The sequence below is a fragment of the Njordella calcicola genome, from assembly GCF_056494125.1.
Genome location: NZ_CM151396.1, coordinates 4,358,265 through 4,377,381 on the forward strand (window position 1 = coordinate 4,358,265; position 19,117 = coordinate 4,377,381).

Here is a 19,117-nt window from a genome sequence, read left to right on the forward strand (position 1 = left end):
TTTAAAAGTGAAAAGTGTTCATTCGGGTGCGAAACTCGTCCATCATCTTGGACTGCGCGTTAAAGTCCTGCATCGGCTCCCATTTCATCGCCGTCATCAAATGGTAGCAGTGGCGGCGAATGACCTGATGCGTGTTCGCAATGCCGACGTCCTTAATCGAAGGGCTCGTAGCCGCCAGGACTTGGCCGCCGTGCACCAAAGCCCAAAATCCAAAGACGACCTCTTCCGGCGTCATGCCATCTAGTTCCAGTTCGCCGTGTTCGATGCCCGCCCGCACAATACTCGAGACGATGCCCATCGTATTCTGTTCGCACTGGGTAATCACCGATTGGAAATCACCGCTAGATTTTTCCCAGATGTGGTGATTTCGCGTCCACATTTCGACGCGAAAATGGTCCGAAAAATTATCGCAGAAGTACTCTGCAGCCGCACCGATCGCCAGTAAGCGATGTCGGCTGGTAGTAGAAAAATTCGCCGCGGCCGAAAACAACGCCAATCGCGTTTGCAGAGCGCGAGTTGCCAGGGCCAAAACAATGTCTTCCTTATTGGCAAAGTGATTGTAGATAGTCCCCTTGGAGACCGCTAAATCGCTAGCCAACCGGTCGATGGTTAAATCCTTATAACCCTCGTCCAGCAAGATCCGCCGCGCAAGCTGCAGGATGTCCTCCTCGCGCTGAGCAATTTCCTGTTGTTTTCTACTGATTGTGGCCATGCGTCAATTATTGACTATGCGTCAACAAAAGTCAAGTTCGATTGAACAGGAAGTCAAGTTCGATTGAACAGGAAGTCAAGTTCGCTTTGGGCGGAACTTGTTCGTAGTACCGCCTTTACTTACGAGACAACAGACAGCATTCCTAGATTGCCCTACGTAAGGGGCGCTACGCGTGACTAGCCAAACCACTTAATCCAGCAATAAATTTTCGCAGTGATCGACCGCGATGCGAAATCGCCGACTTCACGGCTGGAGACAGCTCCGCAAACGTCTGATGAAATTCACGGACCAAAAAAATTGGGTCGTAGCCAAATCCGCCAGCTCCTCGGCGCTGCGGCAAGATCAATCCATAACATCGATCTTCCGAGGTCAGCAAAACTTTACCGTCAGGCATTGCCAGGGCAATGGAGGACACATAATAAGCCAAACGCTGCTGGCCTTCCAAATGCCGCATTCGCTCAAGCAACAAGTCGATGTTCGCTTCATCGTTCGATTTCTGATCGGCCGCGGTACGACCTGCATATCGAGCGGAAAAAATCCCCGGCTCTCCATTCAAAGCCGGAACGACTAGTCCACTATCCTCACCGATGGCTGGCAACTGAAAGTGCTTGGCTTGGCCGACGGCTTTCAGCTCCGCGTTCTCGGCAAAAGTGCCGCCGGTCTCTTCTACTTCAGGCCCAGAACTCAAGTCGGCTTCGGCAATCTCAAGCCCCACCGACAGCAACAAACGCCGCATCTCCGATAACTTTTTTACGTTGGTGGTCGCCAATAGAATTTGCTTTAGCTTCATAAGTCCAGTGAGTTTGCGATCGAGATTGAAGGATGTCCAACGCCAGCGTAGTTTCCGCAGCTCATTATAATGCCGCGTTAGAACTTCGCGGTAGGGCGCAAACTTAAGCTATTCCATGCGATGATGGGCGAACTGAAGAATAATTTCACGCCGCGATGGATTAGATGATGTTAGCTCGAACGTCCGCAGCTACGGATCGTCGCGCGAATTCGCTCCAGGATTCTACGGATGTATTCAGCGGATTTGCCAGGGGCCCAAGCAAGCTTGATGGTTGCCATGTAGAAGGGCATGCGAGAAGTTCGACGGTAGTCAGGCAATGGCGTTTCAGGCGCACGCCCAAAGAAGGCATTTAACCGATGAACATAAGGGGTGGGCGGCGCTGGCTCGAGCCGAGGGTTCGATACAATACTTTTCGTTTCGGACGGGATTGTCGTCGCTGCCCCCGTGGACTCAACGCATGGCAATTGACCTTCGGCCAGATCGCGTTGGTCTACAACATCCAGCTTAACCCTCATGCGTTGCAGTTCTGGATCGCGTTGGCCAGACGAATCCGCACCACACTTCCAGCAGTTCTGGAACTGATCGCTGTGTGTTTCACTGCAACATTCGCAGTACCACGCCATGTTGAACCTCTGGAAGTTGACGCGTTCCACCGAGAGCACTTCGTTTGGAAAATGAGTTCACGCAGTTCCCCGATCGTAGTTTATCCTCAATCCTGTTCAAAGCAAAGGCTCGCAGTTCGTAGTCCCGCTTATCGTTCGTAGTCCCGCTTTTAGGCGGATTACAATACCATCGTACACTTCCGCATGAAGGCGGGACGACCAACCAGGGCAGAACTTACAATTTCTTTTAATTGCATTGACCAAAAGCATTGTGAAACTTTGCACGTGAATGTCTGTTACCTCCAGCATGATTTGCGATTTCGTCCACTTACAGTGCGGTTTAACTCTTATCGAACTGCTTGTCCAGCAACTCTCTGACCTCGTTGCTACACTCCAAATTCGGGATCTGCAACAACGATTGAACTCGAAGCTGCACAGCGTGTTGTTCCATTCGTTTAGCACGCATGGTTAAGTCCCCAAGAACTATGCTCAGAATATCTGCACCATCCCCGCTTTCGACTGCAAGCAAGATTAGTTCCTCAGAATTTTCGTGGCCAGCATAAAAGCAGGAGGGTCCCAGTGCAGGAATATGAATCAATGCGGAATAACCTCCTTCTATTGATTTCACATCGGAAATACGGATTGCGTCTGCGTATGGATTCGACGCATTGTCAGGAAATGACTCTGCAAGAATCATTCGTTCGCCATCGAACAGCAATAATAGTTCGCCGCGAACGACATCCGGTTGATCGTCGACTGATGTAGACGCAACTAGCCACGCACCAATAAACTCGGGAGAGGGTTTTTCAAAACCGGCAGAATATCCAGCCGAGAACAACACCGCCAATACAATGAAAATTGGGATACGATTCATGCGAGGCACTTTTAGTTGACGATTGCAATGGCTCCGAGAATTGAGCTTGTCGTGTATCCTGAACAATTGGAGCCACTACCCTTCAGCTATGCATGAATCCATTGCATTCAGCAAGACTCTAGCAACCAAATTTAAAAACATGTTCGTTGTTGCCCCATTGAATGTACTCAAAGAGCAATTCCTGCTTTTGCTTGTGCCAATGCAACCAGAGGTTGCTTACACTTCCAAGTGGACACACAATAGTCTCTGACGACTTGAACGCAACGTTGGTTGAGTCCCCTACCGCCTTCACAGACAGCACCGCGACCTCCGTTGCACCTACTTCAAGCTTTCCAACAAGATTGTCCGTGGGTCTGTACAATCTTATCTCTGAAACAGTTGCAACAAATGCAACTCTTCGAATGAAAGAGTCATTCGATTCATCAATACTGGCTTGGACTGCATGTAACCTTGCATAAACATCAGTGGTGGTTGCCGCTGACGTGCCGACCTGGGATCGCTGAGCAGACGATCGTTTGCTAATAACAAACTGATTGCCAACGATTGCAATGATGAGTAACGTACAACAGATCGCGAACAGCTTGCAAAAATGGGGCATGGCTAAGACTCATACAATTGCGGCGGAAGTAACCATGATACTCAACACTTAGTTACACTACCAACAGTATCGTGAACAACCGTGGTAGTCAACAATATAGATATCCCCGTTTCAATCCAAGGCAATAACCAGTGTTCAGCAATGAGAATCAGTCGGCCTACGGCGTTGAACGATCTAGTCGCATTCGCGAAACATCCCAACGCTGAAATCGCATGCTAGCAATTGCTTTAATGGCCTTTTGAACTCCTTAGCCGGTTCCAGGCATATGACATAATTACCGGCAGGACAAGCCAAAATAATCCAATGACGTAGCTGACCAATCCGCGTCGAATTTGCATGGTACGTTGCGAGTCATAAACTACGGTAAACGGAGAATCGGTGTGTCCATCTTCATCAACGACGGGTGCAAGGTCCAGAAATGCCCCCACTGCAGGCTCATTAGCTAGTAGGAAATAGTCGTCCACTGCAGGCACCTTTTGTTTGGCGGTTTTTTCAATCAATAGTGTAGGGATCAAGACTAGCGGTGCTGAGCTCCCTTCGGCCACATAGACAGATCCTTCGAACTTGTGATACGTCACTGCAGCGACTCGCCAATAGCTTGAGGGTTCGAAGAATGCAAGACTTAACACCACCGCGGATATGCCTGTAAAGTACATCACACTTCTTATTCTAACATTGGTACTATGGGGGCCCCAGCTCCTACAATCCAGTAATCCTTCTACTTACAAAGTGAAAGTCCCCTATAGAGCCAACGGCCGGTATGTGTGCATTGAAACTCAGCCCGATGTGGTAGATACGGTCAACATCTGCCAAGAGCTTTAGTACCACAATAGTCCGCAAAAGTTTTCGATCGCCGGACGGTTAGAGGTATCGCCCATACGACTGATTCCCTCAATCCTCCGGCGGTTGCGAAGTGACAGGCGCAACGATCTAATGTAGCATTTCTTTCAAGCCGTTGGGACTGCGTATCATGTGTCGCTATTGGTTTTGCACGGTTGCTTGCTGCGTGTTGATGGCCGCCACAACCATTGAAACGTCGCCGGCTCAAGAACGCGATACGTTACCAACCAGTAACGTAAATATGCTCCTCGAAAAACTAACGACAGTCGGTGTGGATCTACCAAGCGGCCTGAATGTCGTGCTGCCACCACCAACTCTTGGCGGCAATCTAGACTCAACTAGCACTCTACAGGCGCTCGAGCAATTATCAGGTGGCATCGGTTGGGAACGCTTCAGTCGAGACTCCGCGGTCGCTCCAATCGAAATCGAATTGCAGTACCTCAAAGACGCCGACGATCAACGCGTTGGACATCTGGTTCGCGTCGTGTTCGTCGCTCATATCGACTTCGAACAATTGCGCGATGCAGAGCAGATGAAGAAAGTATTCGGGGCCGCAGCGGACCAATCCGATGCAGCACAACAGCATGCCCAGGAAGCCACCGTCGAGCAACTTGCCCAGTGGGGAATCAATCCAGTGGAAGCCAACACGTCCTATGTCGTGCTGCAACTTCCGCTTCTAGAGCGAGTCTGGGTCGAAGGTTGGCTGCAAGTACAACATACCGATGATCGCGATCGGATTGCGCTGAGCTGGCTGCTGGACCCTCGCTTTACCTCAACCGCCGACGCAGAACGTGGGAACCGTTGGAAGCCAATTTCAACCCCAACAAATAACTCGGCCGTCGATCAGCCCAGCCACGCGTATGAAGGCTTTGCAGGATACTTATATATCACGCCCTTGGAGAAACCAGCCGGTGCGAGTTTGGTTGAAGCGAGGATGGTGATCTACGAGCCAACCGATTGGTTTCGCGGCAGCAATATGCTACGCAGCAAGCTGCCACTCATGATTCAGGAATCCGTACGTACGTTTCGCCGTCAGTGGGCCGAGCGTCGGCAATAGTCTCTCGCAAACGCGCGCTAGCCACTTGCTAGAGTGGTGCTGCTAGCGTCGGCTCGGGTTGCCATAGATACAGGAAAGTGGGCAGCGAGCTGCGTTCCAGCCCTGGCAGCTTGAATGGCAACAACGACGTCTGTAGAGGTTGATTGGGCGTCACGTCAAGCACTGTGTAAGCGCGGTCATTATCGCGGCGGAGCATGACAATATTCGGATCGGTATCCAGTCCAGCCATAATCCTAGCGGCTTCGATCGCGTCATCGATGTATCCGACTTGATCAATCAAGGAACTCTCAAACGCTTGAACGCCCGTCATCACGCGTCCGTCGAATATCTGAGCGTCCTTCTTTGCATCGGAGAGTTGCGAACGGCTTTCGCGAACTTGATCGATAAATCGCAAGTGAAACGCGTCTGCCATCTGTTGCAACAACTGGCGCTCATCGCCTTCGAAGACGCGTTCGGGCGAGCCCAAGTCGATCTTGTCGCCCGCTTTCACGTGCATCGACAAGACATTGAACTGACCCATCGTGTCTTCTACATTGTAATGATTCAAAATCACACCAATGCCTCCGACGATCGATGTTGGATGAGCGACAATGGTGTCCGCATGTGTCGCTAGATAGTATCCCCCGCCGGCTCCGACACTCATCAAGCATGCGACAACGGGAATCGGGCGACACGTCTTCAGCAATTGCAGATCGTGAGCCATGATGTCGGAGGCTGTCACGCCGCCACCAGGCGAGTTAATGCGCAGGATGATCGCTTTGATGTTGCAGTCCGCAGCGATCACTTGGAGTTTTTCGTGAAAGAGTGCAACGGGGTTTTCACCCATTGAACCAAAGCCGCTCAAATTTTGGTCGATCAGCAGGCCATCGACATCGACGATGGCGATTGAGCCGCTGGCGTGGGTGGCTCCAGACACTGAAATCTTGGCCAGGCGTGATGCCGTGTTGTCCGATTTCATGCTAGCCGTCACATCGCCCTTCATGACCATAGCGCCGGTCATGTTCACATCACCGCCAAAATCCATCGCGCCCCGCATCCAAAATGGGCGACGCTGGCATCCGGCAAGCGCCAGTATCGCGATGGCAAAGCATAGGAGGCAACGGAGTTTAAACACGATAAATTGCAGGCTAATTTGGTCGAAAACGCAACTCAACCTATACTTATTCGGTTCACCAGCGGCATAAAATTAGCTTCGATAACTTGTACCGCATGGCTTCGCTGGCTTTCCTGACCAAAGTCTGCTTGTTATTCTTCAATATTTTTTCGACATTGGCTCAAGCTCTTATGCTCTTCATTTCGCTGGTCATCAAGAACCTAACGCGGCGGCCATTTCGAACGAGCCTTACCGTCTTGGCATTTGCAACAGCCGTGGCAGCCGTCGTGTCGCTGTTGGGCGTGGCCAACGGTTTTACGGAATCGTTTGCAGACATCTACAAGGCGCATGCCGTTGATATCGTGGTCTCGCGTCATGGTTCAGCGGACCGACTGAGCAGCGCGGTGGACGAAGCGTTCGTCCAGCGGATCGAAGCGTTGGACGGGATCGAGAAAACCGCAGGCGTTCTGCTGGAGACCTTATCGCTCGAAGATCAACGCATCTATGGCATTCCAACCATGGGGATCAAAAGGGATTCTTGGCTGCTCGATAGCTTCGAGATTGTGGGCCAAGCTGAGGGGCAAAGCGGCAATCAGTCGTTGATGCTGGGCCTGCATCTGGCCGAACGCGTCGGAGTGAAAGCTGGCGAGACGGTGCAGTTATTTGAAGAGCCTTACTTGGTGAGCGCCATCTTTAAAAGCGAAAGCGTTTGGGAAAATGGTTCGATGGTCGTGGACTTGGATCGCTTACAAGCCTTAACCGATCGCAATGGCCAAGTGACTTATATTAACGTGGTGCTGGACGCTGCGGCAGACCAGGGCGATGCTACGCGATTGATCGAGCAGATACAAGCGCTGGACGCTCGCTTGCATGCCTTGACGACCAGCGAATTTGTCAGCACCGATACGCGGATGCGAATTGCCAACGCGATGGCTTGGATGACATCGATGATTGCATTAGTGATCGGCGCAATTGGAACGCTTAACACCATGATGACAAGTGTGATGGAGCGAACGCGTGAGATAGGGATACTTCGCGCCATCGGATGGCCGCGACGACGCGTGGTGCGAATGATTATGCTGGAGTCCGCTTTGCTAGCAGTCGTCGCTGGTGTAGTGGGTTGTTTGTTGGCGGTTGTGTTAACGCGACTGCTAGGTCAATCGGATGCAGCTCGCGGCATTTTAACTCCGTCGATTAGTCCGAACGTTCTCGTGCAAGGGCTTTTCTTGGCGATCGCGATTGGTTTACTGGGAGCGTTGCTGCCCGCATGGCGAGCAGCGCGGATGTTGCCGACCGAAGCCTTTCGCGAATAGGATGCGATCGTCAATTGGTGGCTCGAAGTAGCGCATGAAGGTGTTCGTAGTACCGCCTTTAGGCGGAGTAGCTTGTTCGTAGTACCGCCTTTAGGCGGGTCAGTATTGAGTTTTTTACTAAGAACTCCGCCTAAAGGCGGGACTACAAACTACTCAGAACTCCGCCCAAAAACGGGCCTGCTGTCCATGCCGTGAAACTGGGCGGGCGGTTTGCCGCACATTCTGTGTCACTTTTTTTGGCTGCATTATTTCGAAGCGATTTGTCACGTTTGGCAACTATAATGCTATGTACCAACAAGTTGATTAACTATCCGCGTTTTTTGTTTTACTTTTCTGGGTGCGACCAGCAGTGACATCACCGAACGAATTCCAGTCCCCACCCGCTTCTCAATTCGATTCTCAATTCGATGTTCACGACCAATACATCGAGGCCTTGTCTACAAAACGTAACTCATCCCCAATCGCGATCATCGGGATTGGTTGTCGCTTTCCCGGCGACGCAGATGACGTGGATAGCTACTGGCGCTTGCTGCGAGATGGAATGGACGCCATTTCTGAAACGCCGCCAGAACGATGGAGTCTGCAGAAGTTCTATGCGGCTGGCGCAACGAGCCCCGGCAAGACGCAGAGCAAATGGGGCGGGTACGTGGCAGGGATCGACCAATTCGATCCGTCGCTCTTTGGCATCTCGCCACGCGAAGCGGCCAGCATGGACCCTCAACAACGTATGCTACTGGAGGTCGCTTGGCGAGCATTCGAAGATGCCGGCCAACCTTTGCAGTCCGTCGCTGGACGATCTATCGGCGTGTTTACCGGAATCTCCAGCTTTGACTATGCAGTCGCTGGGCTAAGCAATCAAGACCGCGGTGTTATCTCGGCCTACAGCAACACCGGTGGCTCCAGCAGCATCGCGGCAAACCGTATCTCGTATTGTTTTGATTTGCGCGGGCCAAGCGTCGCGATCGATACCGCTTGCTCTTCATCGCTGGTTGCGGTTCATCTAGCGTGTGAGAGTCTGCTGCGCGGGGAGACCGAAATGGCGCTGGTCGGTGGCGTCAATGCGCTGCTGTTGCCTGACTTCTACGTGGCGTTCAGTCAGTTGGGTGTCTTGTCGCCCGACGGTCGTTGCAAAACCTTCGATGCTCGTGCCAATGGTTATGTGCGCAGCGAAGGCGCTGGCATGGTGCTTCTTAAACCGTTGCACCACGCCCAACGTGATGGCGACAAAGTGTACGCGGTCATTCGCGGAACCGCCACCAACCAGGATGGCCGCACTCCAGGCATGACGGTCCCCAGCCAGTCAGCCCAAGAAGCGCTGATGCGGACCGCTTGTCAACGCGCAGGAGTTGCTCCGGCCGAGATCCAATATGTCGAAGCACACGGCACGGGCACGCCGGTGGGTGATCCGATCGAAGCCCACGCATTAGCCAGCGTGCTGAATCAAGGGCGAGCTCGCAATCGGCCGTGTTGGATCGGTTCGGTGAAGACCAACATCGGTCACTTGGAAGCGGGTGCGGGTATCGCGGGTCTGATTAAGGTTGCTTTAGCACTTCGCCATAAAAAGATTCCGCCCCATCTGCACTATCAAACTCCCAATCCAAGCATTGATCTTGAACGCTTGAATTTGCGAATCCCAACGTCGCTTGAACCCTGGCTGGGCAATGACGGCAGTCGAGTTGCGGGCATCAATGGGTTTGGGTATGGAGGTGCCAATGCGCATGTTATTGTGCAAGAGGCCCCGATCGCCGCTTTTGGATCTTCGCCATCCAACAAATCACTATCATCGACGATGCCGATGCCGCTTCCGCTTTCAGCGCGAAGCCCAGTGGCACTTATCGAAGTGGCGAAAGCAACCGTAGCGTGGTTGAGCTCGCAAGGGGCCGCGATACCACTTCGCGAGATCGCCTGCTACGCTGCTCATCGGCGCTCACATCTTGAGTGGCGAGTGGCGGTCAATGGTAGCAGCCACCAACAATGGATTGACCAACTCCATGCGTTTATCGAAACCAAAGGCACGCAGCCCCAATCGACAGCCTCCCATTCCAAGAGCCCAGTGTCTCATGGCGATCGTTTGCCAGCGGCTCAGGTCGCAGCGGGTGCGTTGTTCGTTTGTTGTGGACAAGGCCCTCAGTGGTGGGCGATGGGGCGTGAGTTGTTGCAGAGCGAGCGTGTGTTTCGCGAAACCTTGGAAGCATGTGATCGGGAGTTTTCTCAGTATGTCTCATGGTCGTTGCTGGAAGAGCTTACGCGTTCCGAACAACACTCTCGCATGCAGCGAACCTCAATCGCGCAGCCAAGTCTCTTTGCGATCCAAGTAGCGCTCGCAGCCGTATGGGCCGAGCGAGGTGTGCGTCCGGCGGCCATCGTCGGACACAGCGTGGGGGAGATTGCGGCGGCATACCTCGCGGGGGCACTCACGTGGCAAGACGCTTGTTGTGTTGCGGTACATCGCGGACGCACCATGGACCTAGCCACCTCACATGGCAAAATGATTGCCGTTGGTATTTCGGCAGATGAGGCAACTGATTGGATCAGCGATTACAACGATGTGGTATCGCTGGCCGCAATCAATGGCCCATCGTCAGTCACAATTTCGGGCGATGCGAGTACGATCGAACGTTTGGCTGCAAAGTTCGACGATGCGGGAGTTTTCTGCCGACAGCTCGCCGTGGAATATGCATTCCACAGTCCGCAAATGGAACCTGTCCAAGCATCACTGCTGCGCAGCCTTGATCACATCCGTCCTCAGGCAACGCACACACCACTCATTTCGACCGTTACAGGACAACTCGCTGCCGGTACGGAATTGCAGGCCGATTATTGGTGGCGAAACGTAAGGCAAAGTGTCCGTTTTGCCGATGCGATGCAAGTCGCGGCGGAGCATGGATACGGAGCGGTCGTCGAACTTGGCCCGCACCCTGTCTTGGCATATGCGATCACCGAGTGTTTTCAGCAACAGAACGCACCGGTTCAAGTCTTTGCCTCACTGCATCGCCAGCAAAGCGACCTTGATTGCATGAACAGCTCGCTAGCCGCACTCTATGCAAGTGGAATCGAAATCGATTGGTCAAAGCGATATGCGCTACCAACTCAGCACGTGGACTTGCCAGCTTATCCTTTTCAACGTCAGCGTTACTGGTCGGAATCGCAGGAGTCTGTTCTCGCGCGATTAACCGACCGGGTGCATCCCTTGCTGGGCGAATCGAATCACCAGTATCAGACAGCTTGGCACAGTCGCGTTGATCTTAAGCTGCAAGATTACTTAGCCGAACACCGAGTGCGTCAAGCATGCATGTTCCCCGCCGCAGGGATCATCGAGTTGGCGATTGAAGCGACACGTCAACAATCAGGCCAAGAGCAATTTTCGCTGCAGCGTTTGCGGCTGCAGAATCCTTGTATCCTGGAGGCAGATCGCCCCAAACGTTTCGAGACCATTTATCACCGCGAACGGAAACGCTTTGAGATCGCGGCTCGTGAAGTTGATGGTTCGGATTGGCAAGCTTTAGCTAAGGTCCAATGGAGCGACCATGCAAGTATCGAAGATTGGGACGCGAGCCTAAAATCGTTTGGAACCGAGCGCTGCGCGGAAGTTTTCACTGCCGATCGATGCTATGCATATTGTAAACGTCTAGGACTGGATTACGGTCGGCGGTTCCGAGGTATCGTTCGCGGTGTGCGACGACGCTGGGAAGCGATCGCGGATGTGAATCTAGCGGGGCACTTGACTGAATCGCCCGAGGGCTACAACATTCATCCCGCAGTGCTCGATAGTTGCTTCCATGCCATGATCGCTGCTGATGAGAAATTTGATCATCAGCTCGGTGGGTTGTACTTGCCAGTTGAGATCGATCGCATCACCTTCCTTAAAGCGGTCCCGAATCGTGTCACCGTGCATGCGCGACTGCTCAGTAAAGATGAGCATCGAATGGTCGCCGATATCGACATCTTCGATCAGGACGATCAGCCGTGCTTGTTGCTGCGCGGCTTTACAAGCCAACGCGTTGGAGCGCCGGAAAAGCTTGAGACGATTCACGATATGATCTATCGTTATCAATGGGTACCGCAACCGCAACTTGAGCCAGATTCAGATCGACCGCCCGCAGAAGCGATTGCCCCAGCGCCGCGAAAGTGGTGTATCTTTGCGGATCAGCAAGGGCTGGCCGATGCAGTGATTGAATCGCTGCGACGTCGCGGCGAGCAAGTCGTTCGCATCGAGCAGAATGAGCGACTATTTCAAGTTACCGGCAAGTCCGCTATGCTGCGACCTCAAGTTGCGAACGACTTTGAACTGTTGTTTCGGCAACTCAGTGACGCGCAAGCGGATCGCTCTGTCACAGATATCGTTTACCTCTGGGGCTTAGACACCGATTCCAACGACACCTTGAATGCTGATCGACTTGCTGCAAGTCAGTCATTGTCCACGTTAGCGCCAATGCATTTGGTGCAAGGTTGGGAACTGGCTGACGACGCTGCAACCGCGCGGCTGACGATTGTGACTTGTGGCGGGCAGACAGCCGACGAAAAATCTGAAGCGGTCGCTATTGCGCAGACGCCTTTGATCGGATTTGGCCGAGTCATCGTCAGCGAATACGCGCGCTTGGTAACAAAGCTTGTCGATTTACCACCGGGTGATTGGGAAACGGCCAGTGCCTATCTTTTGGCGGAGTTGATTGCAGTTCGAGATGATGAAGACGAAGTGATGTATCGTGACGGCAGACGCATGCTGCATCGCTTCTTGCCTCAAGCCGATGTAAGCTTGCCGCCGGCCGCTGCGCTTCGGTTACCCAGCCGTTTAGTCAAAGGGCGTTCGTCCGCGATCACGGATCTTCACTATCGTACGACGGAAAGCTCAGTTTTGAAGCCTAGCCAACTTGAGATCGAAGTGCTGGCGACAGGATTGAACTTTAGCGATGTCATGAAGTCGTTGGACCTTTATCCTGGATTGCCGCGTGGTCCGGTCTTGCTGGGTGCCGAGTGTTCAGGCCGCATCACGCGCGTTGGTGGGCAAGTGAGCCAATGGAAAGTTGGCGATGAAGTGATCGCGGTGGCTCCGGGAGCTTTCGCAACGCATGTGGTGGTCGATCAATCGCTGGTGGCGCGAAAGCCAACGCGACTGTCTCACGCCCAGGCCGCGACAATTCCAATTGCGTTCTTGACGGCCCAGTATGCTCTGGTCCAGTGCGCACGTATTGGCCAAGGGGACGATGTATTGATCCACGCTGCAAGTGGCGGCGTGGGCTTGGCGGCGATGCAGTTGGCCAAGCTGGCAGGGGCGAGAATCTTTGCTACTGCTGGATCGGACGAGAAGCGAGCTTTTGTCCGCGACCAAGGGGCCTATCTTGTCATGAACTCCCGCGATTTGGCTTTCGCTCAGCAGACCCTCGTTGCCACCAACGGACAAGGCGTTGACATGGTGTTGAACTCCTTGCCAGGTGAAGCGATTGCCAAAGGTATCTCGATCCTAAAACCGGGCGGTCGCTTTCTGGAAATTGGCAAACGCGATATCTATGCCGACGCCACGCTTGGACTTGAACCTTTCCGCAACAATCTCGCATTGTTTGCGATCGACTTGGATCAATGGTTCCAGCAACGTCCTCAACAAATGGGGGACCTGCTGCGAGCTTTGGCTAAGCGGTTCGATACTGGGGAACTGACGCCGTTGCCAGTTGCAAGATTTGCAGCGGATCAAACTCGCGAAGCGTTTCGGTACATGCAACAAGGCAAACACATCGGTAAAGTCGTCGTTGACTTTGCGCATCGACCACAGGATGTCCAACCAGGTGAAACCAGTCCAGTTCGATTTTCGCCAGACGCCACCTATTGGATTGCAGGCGGGCTGGGCGGATTCGGATTGCAAGTTGCCAAATGGATGATCGCGCACGGAGCAATGCATCTTGTGCTCAGCGGTCGACGCTGCAAGCTCACACGCGAGACGGAATCGCAACTGCAAGAACTGCGATCCAGCGGTGCGACCATTGCGATTATGCAGACCGATATTGCCGATGTTGATTCGGTTCGCAAAACGCTTGATTCCATCGACGCCACCATGCCCACGCTGCGCGGCGTATTCCATACCGCGATGGTCTTGGAGGACCGCTTGCTCGTGGACCTGGACCGCGATACGCTCGAGCGTGTTCTGCGACCGAAGTTGATCGGCGGCTGGAAATTGCATCGCGAAACAATTGACCGACCACTCGATCACTTTGTTTTGTTCTCGTCATTGTCCAGTGTCTTTGGACATGCGGGCCAAGCGAACTATGCAGCCGCGAACGCATTCCTTGATGGGCTAGCTCATTATCGAAAGAGCCAAGGCAGGCCGGCGTTGGTCGTCAACTGGGGGCACCTTGGCGAAGTCGGTTATCTTGCCCAGCGACAACAGTTGGGCCAGCGGCTTGAGCGGCAAGGCGTGCTATCGTTTACTGTCCAACAAGCGCTTGATTGCCTGTCACACTTGATTCAAGTTGACGCGGTGCAAACGAGTGTCTTGCGGATGGATTGGTCGCTGTGGCGTGGGCTTGGCATCACTTCGCGCGTATCACCGCGCTTTGCACATCTACTGAAACATCATGCAACACCGGGCAGCGAGTCGCAACAACGGTTAGCCAATGCCGATGAGATTCGTCGAGCGGCGCCAGAGCAGCGTCGCATATGGGTCAGCGAGGTCTTGCGTTCCAAAGCTGGCACACTTTTGGGGATCGATCCGGGGACAATGCCCTGCGATCAACCGTTGCTTGAACTGGGACTCGATTCACTCATGGCAGTGGAGATGCGAAACTGGGTCGCAAGCCAAATCGAGATCAATCTGCCTATCTCAGCGTTGATGCGCAGCGCGAGCCTCGATCACCTTTCCCAATCGCTCTGCGAGCTCATCGCTACCGAGCAAACGTCCGGCCAGAAACCCATTGATGAATCGAAGCAATCAGACGTGGCCAGCGACCAAGCCGGCGCGTTGTTGGAACAGCTTCCCGATATGGCAGATGATGAAGTGAGCCACTTGCTTGACCAACTGCTGCGTCAGCAGAGCAAAGGGTAAGGCTTGATGAGTATTCAGCCTCAACGCCCAGCAGAACCACTGCCAGAAGAAGTGGCCCAGATGTCGCCCGAGCAAAAGCGTTTGCTAGTGCGGCGCTTGTTGGAACAACGCACTCAGTCAACGCAATGTTTTGAGATGTCGGTTGGGCAACAGGGGTTGTGGTACGCATATCGTCGCGATCCTGCTTCGACGGCTTTCAATGTGTTCTTGCCGACACGCATCCGTTCAGAATTGGACTTGGATGCGCTGCGTCTTGCCATCCATTCGCTCGTGCAGCGACACCCTTGCTTGCGAACTACGTTCAGCGATCAAGGAGCTCATCTGCAACAGACCGTCCATCGCTCGCTGCTTCCAGAGTTTGAGGTGATTGATGCCGCTGGGATGGACGACCAGCAAGTGCGTCAGCGAGTACTCCAGCAGACGCAGCGCGGCTTCAACCTCGAAACTGGGCCACTATTGCGAATGGCAGTCTTCGTGCGCGGCCAGTGTGATCATGTGGTCGTTGCAACCACGCATCATATCGTCGTCGACTTTTGGTCGCTGGTACTGGTGCTCAATGAACTGCGCGAGACGTATCGCAGTTATGCTGTCGGCGCAGTCCCTTCACTGCCACCGCCTTCTGGCAACTATGCTTCGTTTGTGGCGGATCAACGGCGGATGTTAAGCGGACCGCTTGCCGAACATGCTTGGCAACACTGGAAAGAAACGCTCTCTAGAGTTCCGCTGGTACTGGATTGGTTTACCGATTATGAACGCCCCCTTGCGTTCACGGGACGAGCCAGCGTAGTCGCAATTCCTTTGACGGCTTCCATTTCGTCCGCGATCAAACGCATTGCGACTGAGCAATCGACAACCCAGGCCGCTGTCGTGCTGGCGGCACTCCAAGTCTTTATTGCTCGCTACACAGGTGAGCAGGATTTTCTGATCGGCAGCCCGTTTTCCGGACGGGGCCATTCAAAGTATGAAGCGACCGTTGGCTTTTTTGTCAACATGCTGCCGCTGCGAACCAAGCTTTCCGACAATCCGACGTTCGCCATGCTGGTAAGACGCGCCAGCGAAAGTCTGCTTACGGCACTTGAGTATGAATGGCTTCCGCTGGCAGAAATTGTGCGACGCATTCAACCGCCGCGAGATCCTAGCCGCAGCCCGCTGTTTCAAGTGACATGCACTTTCGAAAAATCGCATCTCCGCGAGGAATCTGGTCGCGCAGGATTTCTCATGCCCGCTGGGAACGCATCGGCGGATGTCGGCGGTATTCGGCAAGAAGCCTTTCACATCCCCCACCCCACGTGCCATCATGATGTTGAGTTCATTTTTGATCAGACCGATTCATCCTGGCAAGGCATGATCTGTTTCTGCCGAGACCTCTTTGATGACGCCACAGCCCAGTGCATGGCCGACAACTTCGCGGTGTTGCTCGAACAATTGACGCAATCACCGAAGTTGCATTTAAGCGATATAGCTTGGGGCAGTTCGCGTCGCTTGCCTGACATGAGCATTGAGCTTGCCGCTAACGAAACTATAGCGAGCCAACTTGAAGCGTCGTTCCAACGTCACGCTCAGGCCACCGCGTTGACCAGCGCCGATTCGACGTTGAACTACAGCCAATTGGATCAAAATTCGCTGCATGTTGCACGCTCGCTGCAAGCGTACGGAATGGGTCGCGGAGATTTTCTGCCAGTCATTGGATCGCGAGGACCGCAAACGACGACAGCCATCGTTGGTGTAATTCGATCAGGAGCGACGGTAGTTCCAATTGATGCCGATCAACCTGCGGTCGGTTGGGAGGTTTTACTGGAAGATACCACCGCGAAGGCAATCATCGTTGCACATGCGGGCATCAAGGAGCGTTTACGAGCTAGCTTAACTCGCGATGTCGAACTCTTTACAGTAGAAGAGCTGCTGCAAAAGTCCACCGCCAACGAACTAGATTCGACGTTGAGTCCGCCTAATATCTCCAGCGACGACCTTGCCTACGTGATATACACGTCAGGTTCTACCGGACGACCCAAGGGTGTCATGATTAGCCATGAAGCGATTGCGAATACGATTCGCTGGCGGATGGAGCACGTGTCACTATCAGATTCCGACCGCGTTCTCATGTTGCTTTCGCATCAGTTTGATGCTGGCTTTGGAATCGCCATGAGCACTCTGGCTCAAGGCGGTGCTTTAGTTTGGCAAAGTTCGGATAGTAAGCTAGATCTTGAGCGAACGATCGAGACGATTGTTGACCAGCACGTCACTGTCTTGCCGGGGGTGCCTAGCTTGCTGCAGCTATTCGCCGCGCATCGTCGCTTTGGCGAATGCCAAACATTGCGGCAAATTTGGTCAGGCGGCGAACAGATGCCACTGGACTTGCCGCGTCGTATCTGGAGCCAATTGCAAGTGCGGATTTGGAATTTCTACGGACCCACAGAAGCAAGCGTGGAGGTGACCGCACACGAAGTTACCCTGCGGGACATCGAAGGCGATCCGAGCAGACGAGCGATCGCGATTGGCAAACCGATTGCAAACACCAACGTCATCGTTTTGGACCGCTGCCAACAAACCGTGCCAGACACGGTCCCCGGTCAGCTTGCGATTGTCGGTCGCGGACTAGCACGCGGTTATCTCCACCGCGACGAATTGACGACGTCCGCGTTTGTGCCGGCTGTCAACGACGCATCTGGCTTGTCACGCATGTACTTGACCGGTGACTTGGGGCGTCGACGAAGCGATGGAAGTTTGGAATGGTTGGGGCGTATCGACCATCAAGTCAAACTGCATGGCTATCGGATCGAACTGGAAGAGATCGAACATGTGTTGCGGGCATTTCCGACGGTACTGAACGCGGCGGTCATAGTGGCCAGCCCCGATCTCCCCGCCGCGAGGCTGGTCGCTTATGTCGTGGCGGCAACTGAGCTGATCGAGTCAGCGGATTCATCTGGCCAGTGGCTGGCAGCGATTCGACGATACTTGGCGGATCACTTACCTGCTCATAAGCGACCAACCCAAATTCATCTGGTCGCAGAATTGCCGCTGGGTGCCAATGGAAAGGTCAATCGCAATCGACTGGCCAGCGAGTATGCAGAAAACATCGAAGTCACGTTTGTCAATTCCGATGTACCAACCACGCCTCTCGAAGCACACATCGCCGAACTTTGGTCCGATCTATTGCAGACAACGGAGATCGGGGTACACCGTAACTTTTTCGAGCTTGGCGGCAGCAGCCTTCAAGCGGCAATGATGACCGCACGATTAAGTGAAGACCTAGGAGTCCATGTCCCAACGTCGCTTGTATTCGATCTTGCCGACATCGCGTCGATGGCCCAACGACTGACGACGCTTCATCCGCAGATCATCGCCGCTCGCTTTGCGACCACGATCGAACCGACACGATCGCCAAACGCAACTCCATCGCGATTTGTTCACCCCCTCATTGCTCCATTGCGCACGACCGGAAAACATGAGCCGATCTTCATGGTGCATCCGCCCGGTGGAATCGTGATCTGTTATCGCGAACTAGCCTTACAGACCACTTGCGACCGTCCCTTTCTTGCCATCCGCTCCCGTGGACTTCATGGCACCGAACTGCTGCCTGAAACGATCGAGGCCATGGCGGCGGATTATGTCACTGCAATACAATCCGTCCAGCCGTCGGGGCCTTACATTGTGGGCGGCTGGTCTCTGGGGGGCGTCATCGCTTACGAAGTTGTTCGCCAATTGCAGGAACAGGGTAAATCGGTTGGCAAGCTGCTGTTGCTTGATAGCACCATACCATTGGGTGCCAGCGAGCTGGTCGATGCGGACGATTCAAGCCAAGTGGGCCTGGAGTACGGGATTGATATGACACTGCGTCAGCTCAGCGAACTGGATGAAGATGCTCAGCTCCCTTTCCTGTGGCAGCATGCAGTAAATCTTGGCGTGTTACAGGAGACGTCCCATCAAGATGTGGTTCAACGCGTGTTGGGAGATCTGAAACATTTGTTTCGTCACCATGTTCAGCTTACAAGCAACTATCGCATGCAACCGCTGGATGTATCCGTGCTGTTGGTACGTCCTCAGGATACGCCGATGAAGGTAGCGACTTCGCTTGATCGAGGTTGGAGCCGATTGGCCAAAGACTTGCAGGTCAAATTTGTCTCTGGGCATCATCACAGTATGGTCACCCAGCCGCATGCTGGCGAATTGGCCAAGCTGATTGACGCTTTTCTCGGGTGAAGCCC

10 protein-coding genes are annotated in these 19,117 nt (G+C 53.6%); 4 read left to right on the forward strand and 6 right to left on the reverse strand.

Features of this window, described 5'->3' with window-relative positions; genetic code table 11:
- Nucleotide 1: 1 nt before the first annotated feature.
- The 5 genes from SH302x_RS17025 to SH302x_RS17045 form a co-directional block, all read right to left on the reverse strand.
- On the reverse strand, nucleotides 2–712 hold the full coding sequence (locus tag SH302x_RS17025; protein WP_479363595.1) for a TetR/AcrR family transcriptional regulator: 711 nt from the start codon (nucleotides 710–712) through the stop codon (nucleotides 2–4).
- A 166-nt stretch (nucleotides 713–878) separates the two neighbouring features.
- Nucleotides 879–1,502: an RdgB/HAM1 family non-canonical purine NTP pyrophosphatase gene (gene rdgB / locus SH302x_RS17030; protein ID WP_479363596.1), complete on the reverse strand. Its 624-nt coding sequence runs from the start codon at nucleotides 1,500–1,502 to the stop codon at nucleotides 879–881.
- 170 nt (nucleotides 1,503–1,672) lie between these two features.
- Nucleotides 1,673–2,125 (reverse strand): hypothetical protein, encoded by a 453-nt coding sequence (locus SH302x_RS17035; protein ID WP_479363597.1) that lies wholly within the window; start codon nucleotides 2,123–2,125, stop codon nucleotides 1,673–1,675.
- Nucleotides 2,126–2,444: 319 nt separating this feature from the next.
- On the reverse strand, nucleotides 2,445–2,978 hold the full coding sequence (locus tag SH302x_RS17040) for a hypothetical protein (RefSeq protein WP_479363598.1): 534 nt from the start codon (nucleotides 2,976–2,978) through the stop codon (nucleotides 2,445–2,447).
- Nucleotides 2,979–3,803: 825 nt separating this feature from the next.
- Nucleotides 3,804–4,235 carry a hypothetical protein gene (locus SH302x_RS17045; protein ID WP_479363599.1) on the reverse strand — a complete coding sequence of 144 codons (432 nt, stop codon included), beginning with the start codon at nucleotides 4,233–4,235 and terminating at the stop codon, nucleotides 3,804–3,806.
- Nucleotides 4,236–4,546: 311 nt separating this feature from the next.
- Between SH302x_RS17045 and SH302x_RS17050 the strand changes: the two genes are divergently transcribed.
- A complete protein-coding gene (locus SH302x_RS17050) occupies nucleotides 4,547–5,473 on the forward strand; it encodes a hypothetical protein (RefSeq protein ID WP_479363600.1) in 927 nt (308 codons plus the stop codon).
- A 28-nt stretch (nucleotides 5,474–5,501) separates the two neighbouring features.
- Here the strand turns inward: SH302x_RS17050 and SH302x_RS17055 are convergent, their stop codons facing one another.
- Entirely contained in the window at nucleotides 5,502–6,587 is a 1,086-nt protein-coding gene (locus SH302x_RS17055; protein ID WP_479363601.1) for a S49 family peptidase, read from the reverse strand.
- A gap of 95 nt (nucleotides 6,588–6,682) precedes the next feature.
- On the opposite strand from SH302x_RS17055, the gene SH302x_RS17060 reads away from it, so the two are divergent.
- From SH302x_RS17060 to SH302x_RS17070, 3 genes are all read left to right on the forward strand, one after another.
- Nucleotides 6,683–7,879: an ABC transporter permease gene (locus tag SH302x_RS17060; protein WP_479363602.1), complete on the forward strand. Its 1,197-nt coding sequence runs from the start codon at nucleotides 6,683–6,685 to the stop codon at nucleotides 7,877–7,879.
- A gap of 349 nt (nucleotides 7,880–8,228) precedes the next feature.
- Entirely contained in the window at nucleotides 8,229–14,912 is a 6,684-nt protein-coding gene (locus tag SH302x_RS17065) for an SDR family NAD(P)-dependent oxidoreductase (RefSeq protein WP_479363603.1), read from the forward strand.
- 6 nt (nucleotides 14,913–14,918) lie between these two features.
- Nucleotides 14,919–19,112, forward strand: a complete 4,194-nt coding sequence (locus tag SH302x_RS17070) for a non-ribosomal peptide synthetase (RefSeq protein ID WP_479363604.1) — start codon at nucleotides 14,919–14,921, stop codon at nucleotides 19,110–19,112.
- Nucleotides 19,113–19,117: the final 5 nt, after the last annotated feature.

What these genes read in the sequence shown, in the direction of transcription:
- SH302x_RS17040 (WP_479363598.1), bottom strand. Translation starts at nt 2,978, where the DNA reads ATGAATCGTATCCCAATTTTCATTGTATTGGCGGTGTTGTTCTCGGCT.
- SH302x_RS17050 (WP_479363600.1), top strand. Translation starts at nt 4,547, where the DNA reads ATGTGTCGCTATTGGTTTTGCACGGTTGCTTGCTGCGTGTTGATGGCC.
- SH302x_RS17060 (WP_479363602.1), top strand. Translation starts at nt 6,683, where the DNA reads ATGGCTTCGCTGGCTTTCCTGACCAAAGTCTGCTTGTTATTCTTCAAT.
- rdgB (WP_479363596.1), bottom strand. Translation starts at nt 1,502, where the DNA reads ATGAAGCTAAAGCAAATTCTATTGGCGACCACCAACGTAAAAAAGTTA.
- SH302x_RS17025 (WP_479363595.1), bottom strand. Translation starts at nt 712, where the DNA reads ATGGCCACAATCAGTAGAAAACAACAGGAAATTGCTCAGCGCGAGGAG.
- SH302x_RS17070 (WP_479363604.1), top strand. Translation starts at nt 14,919, where the DNA reads ATGAGTATTCAGCCTCAACGCCCAGCAGAACCACTGCCAGAAGAAGTG.
- SH302x_RS17035 (WP_479363597.1), bottom strand. Translation starts at nt 2,125, where the DNA reads ATGGCGTGGTACTGCGAATGTTGCAGTGAAACACACAGCGATCAGTTC.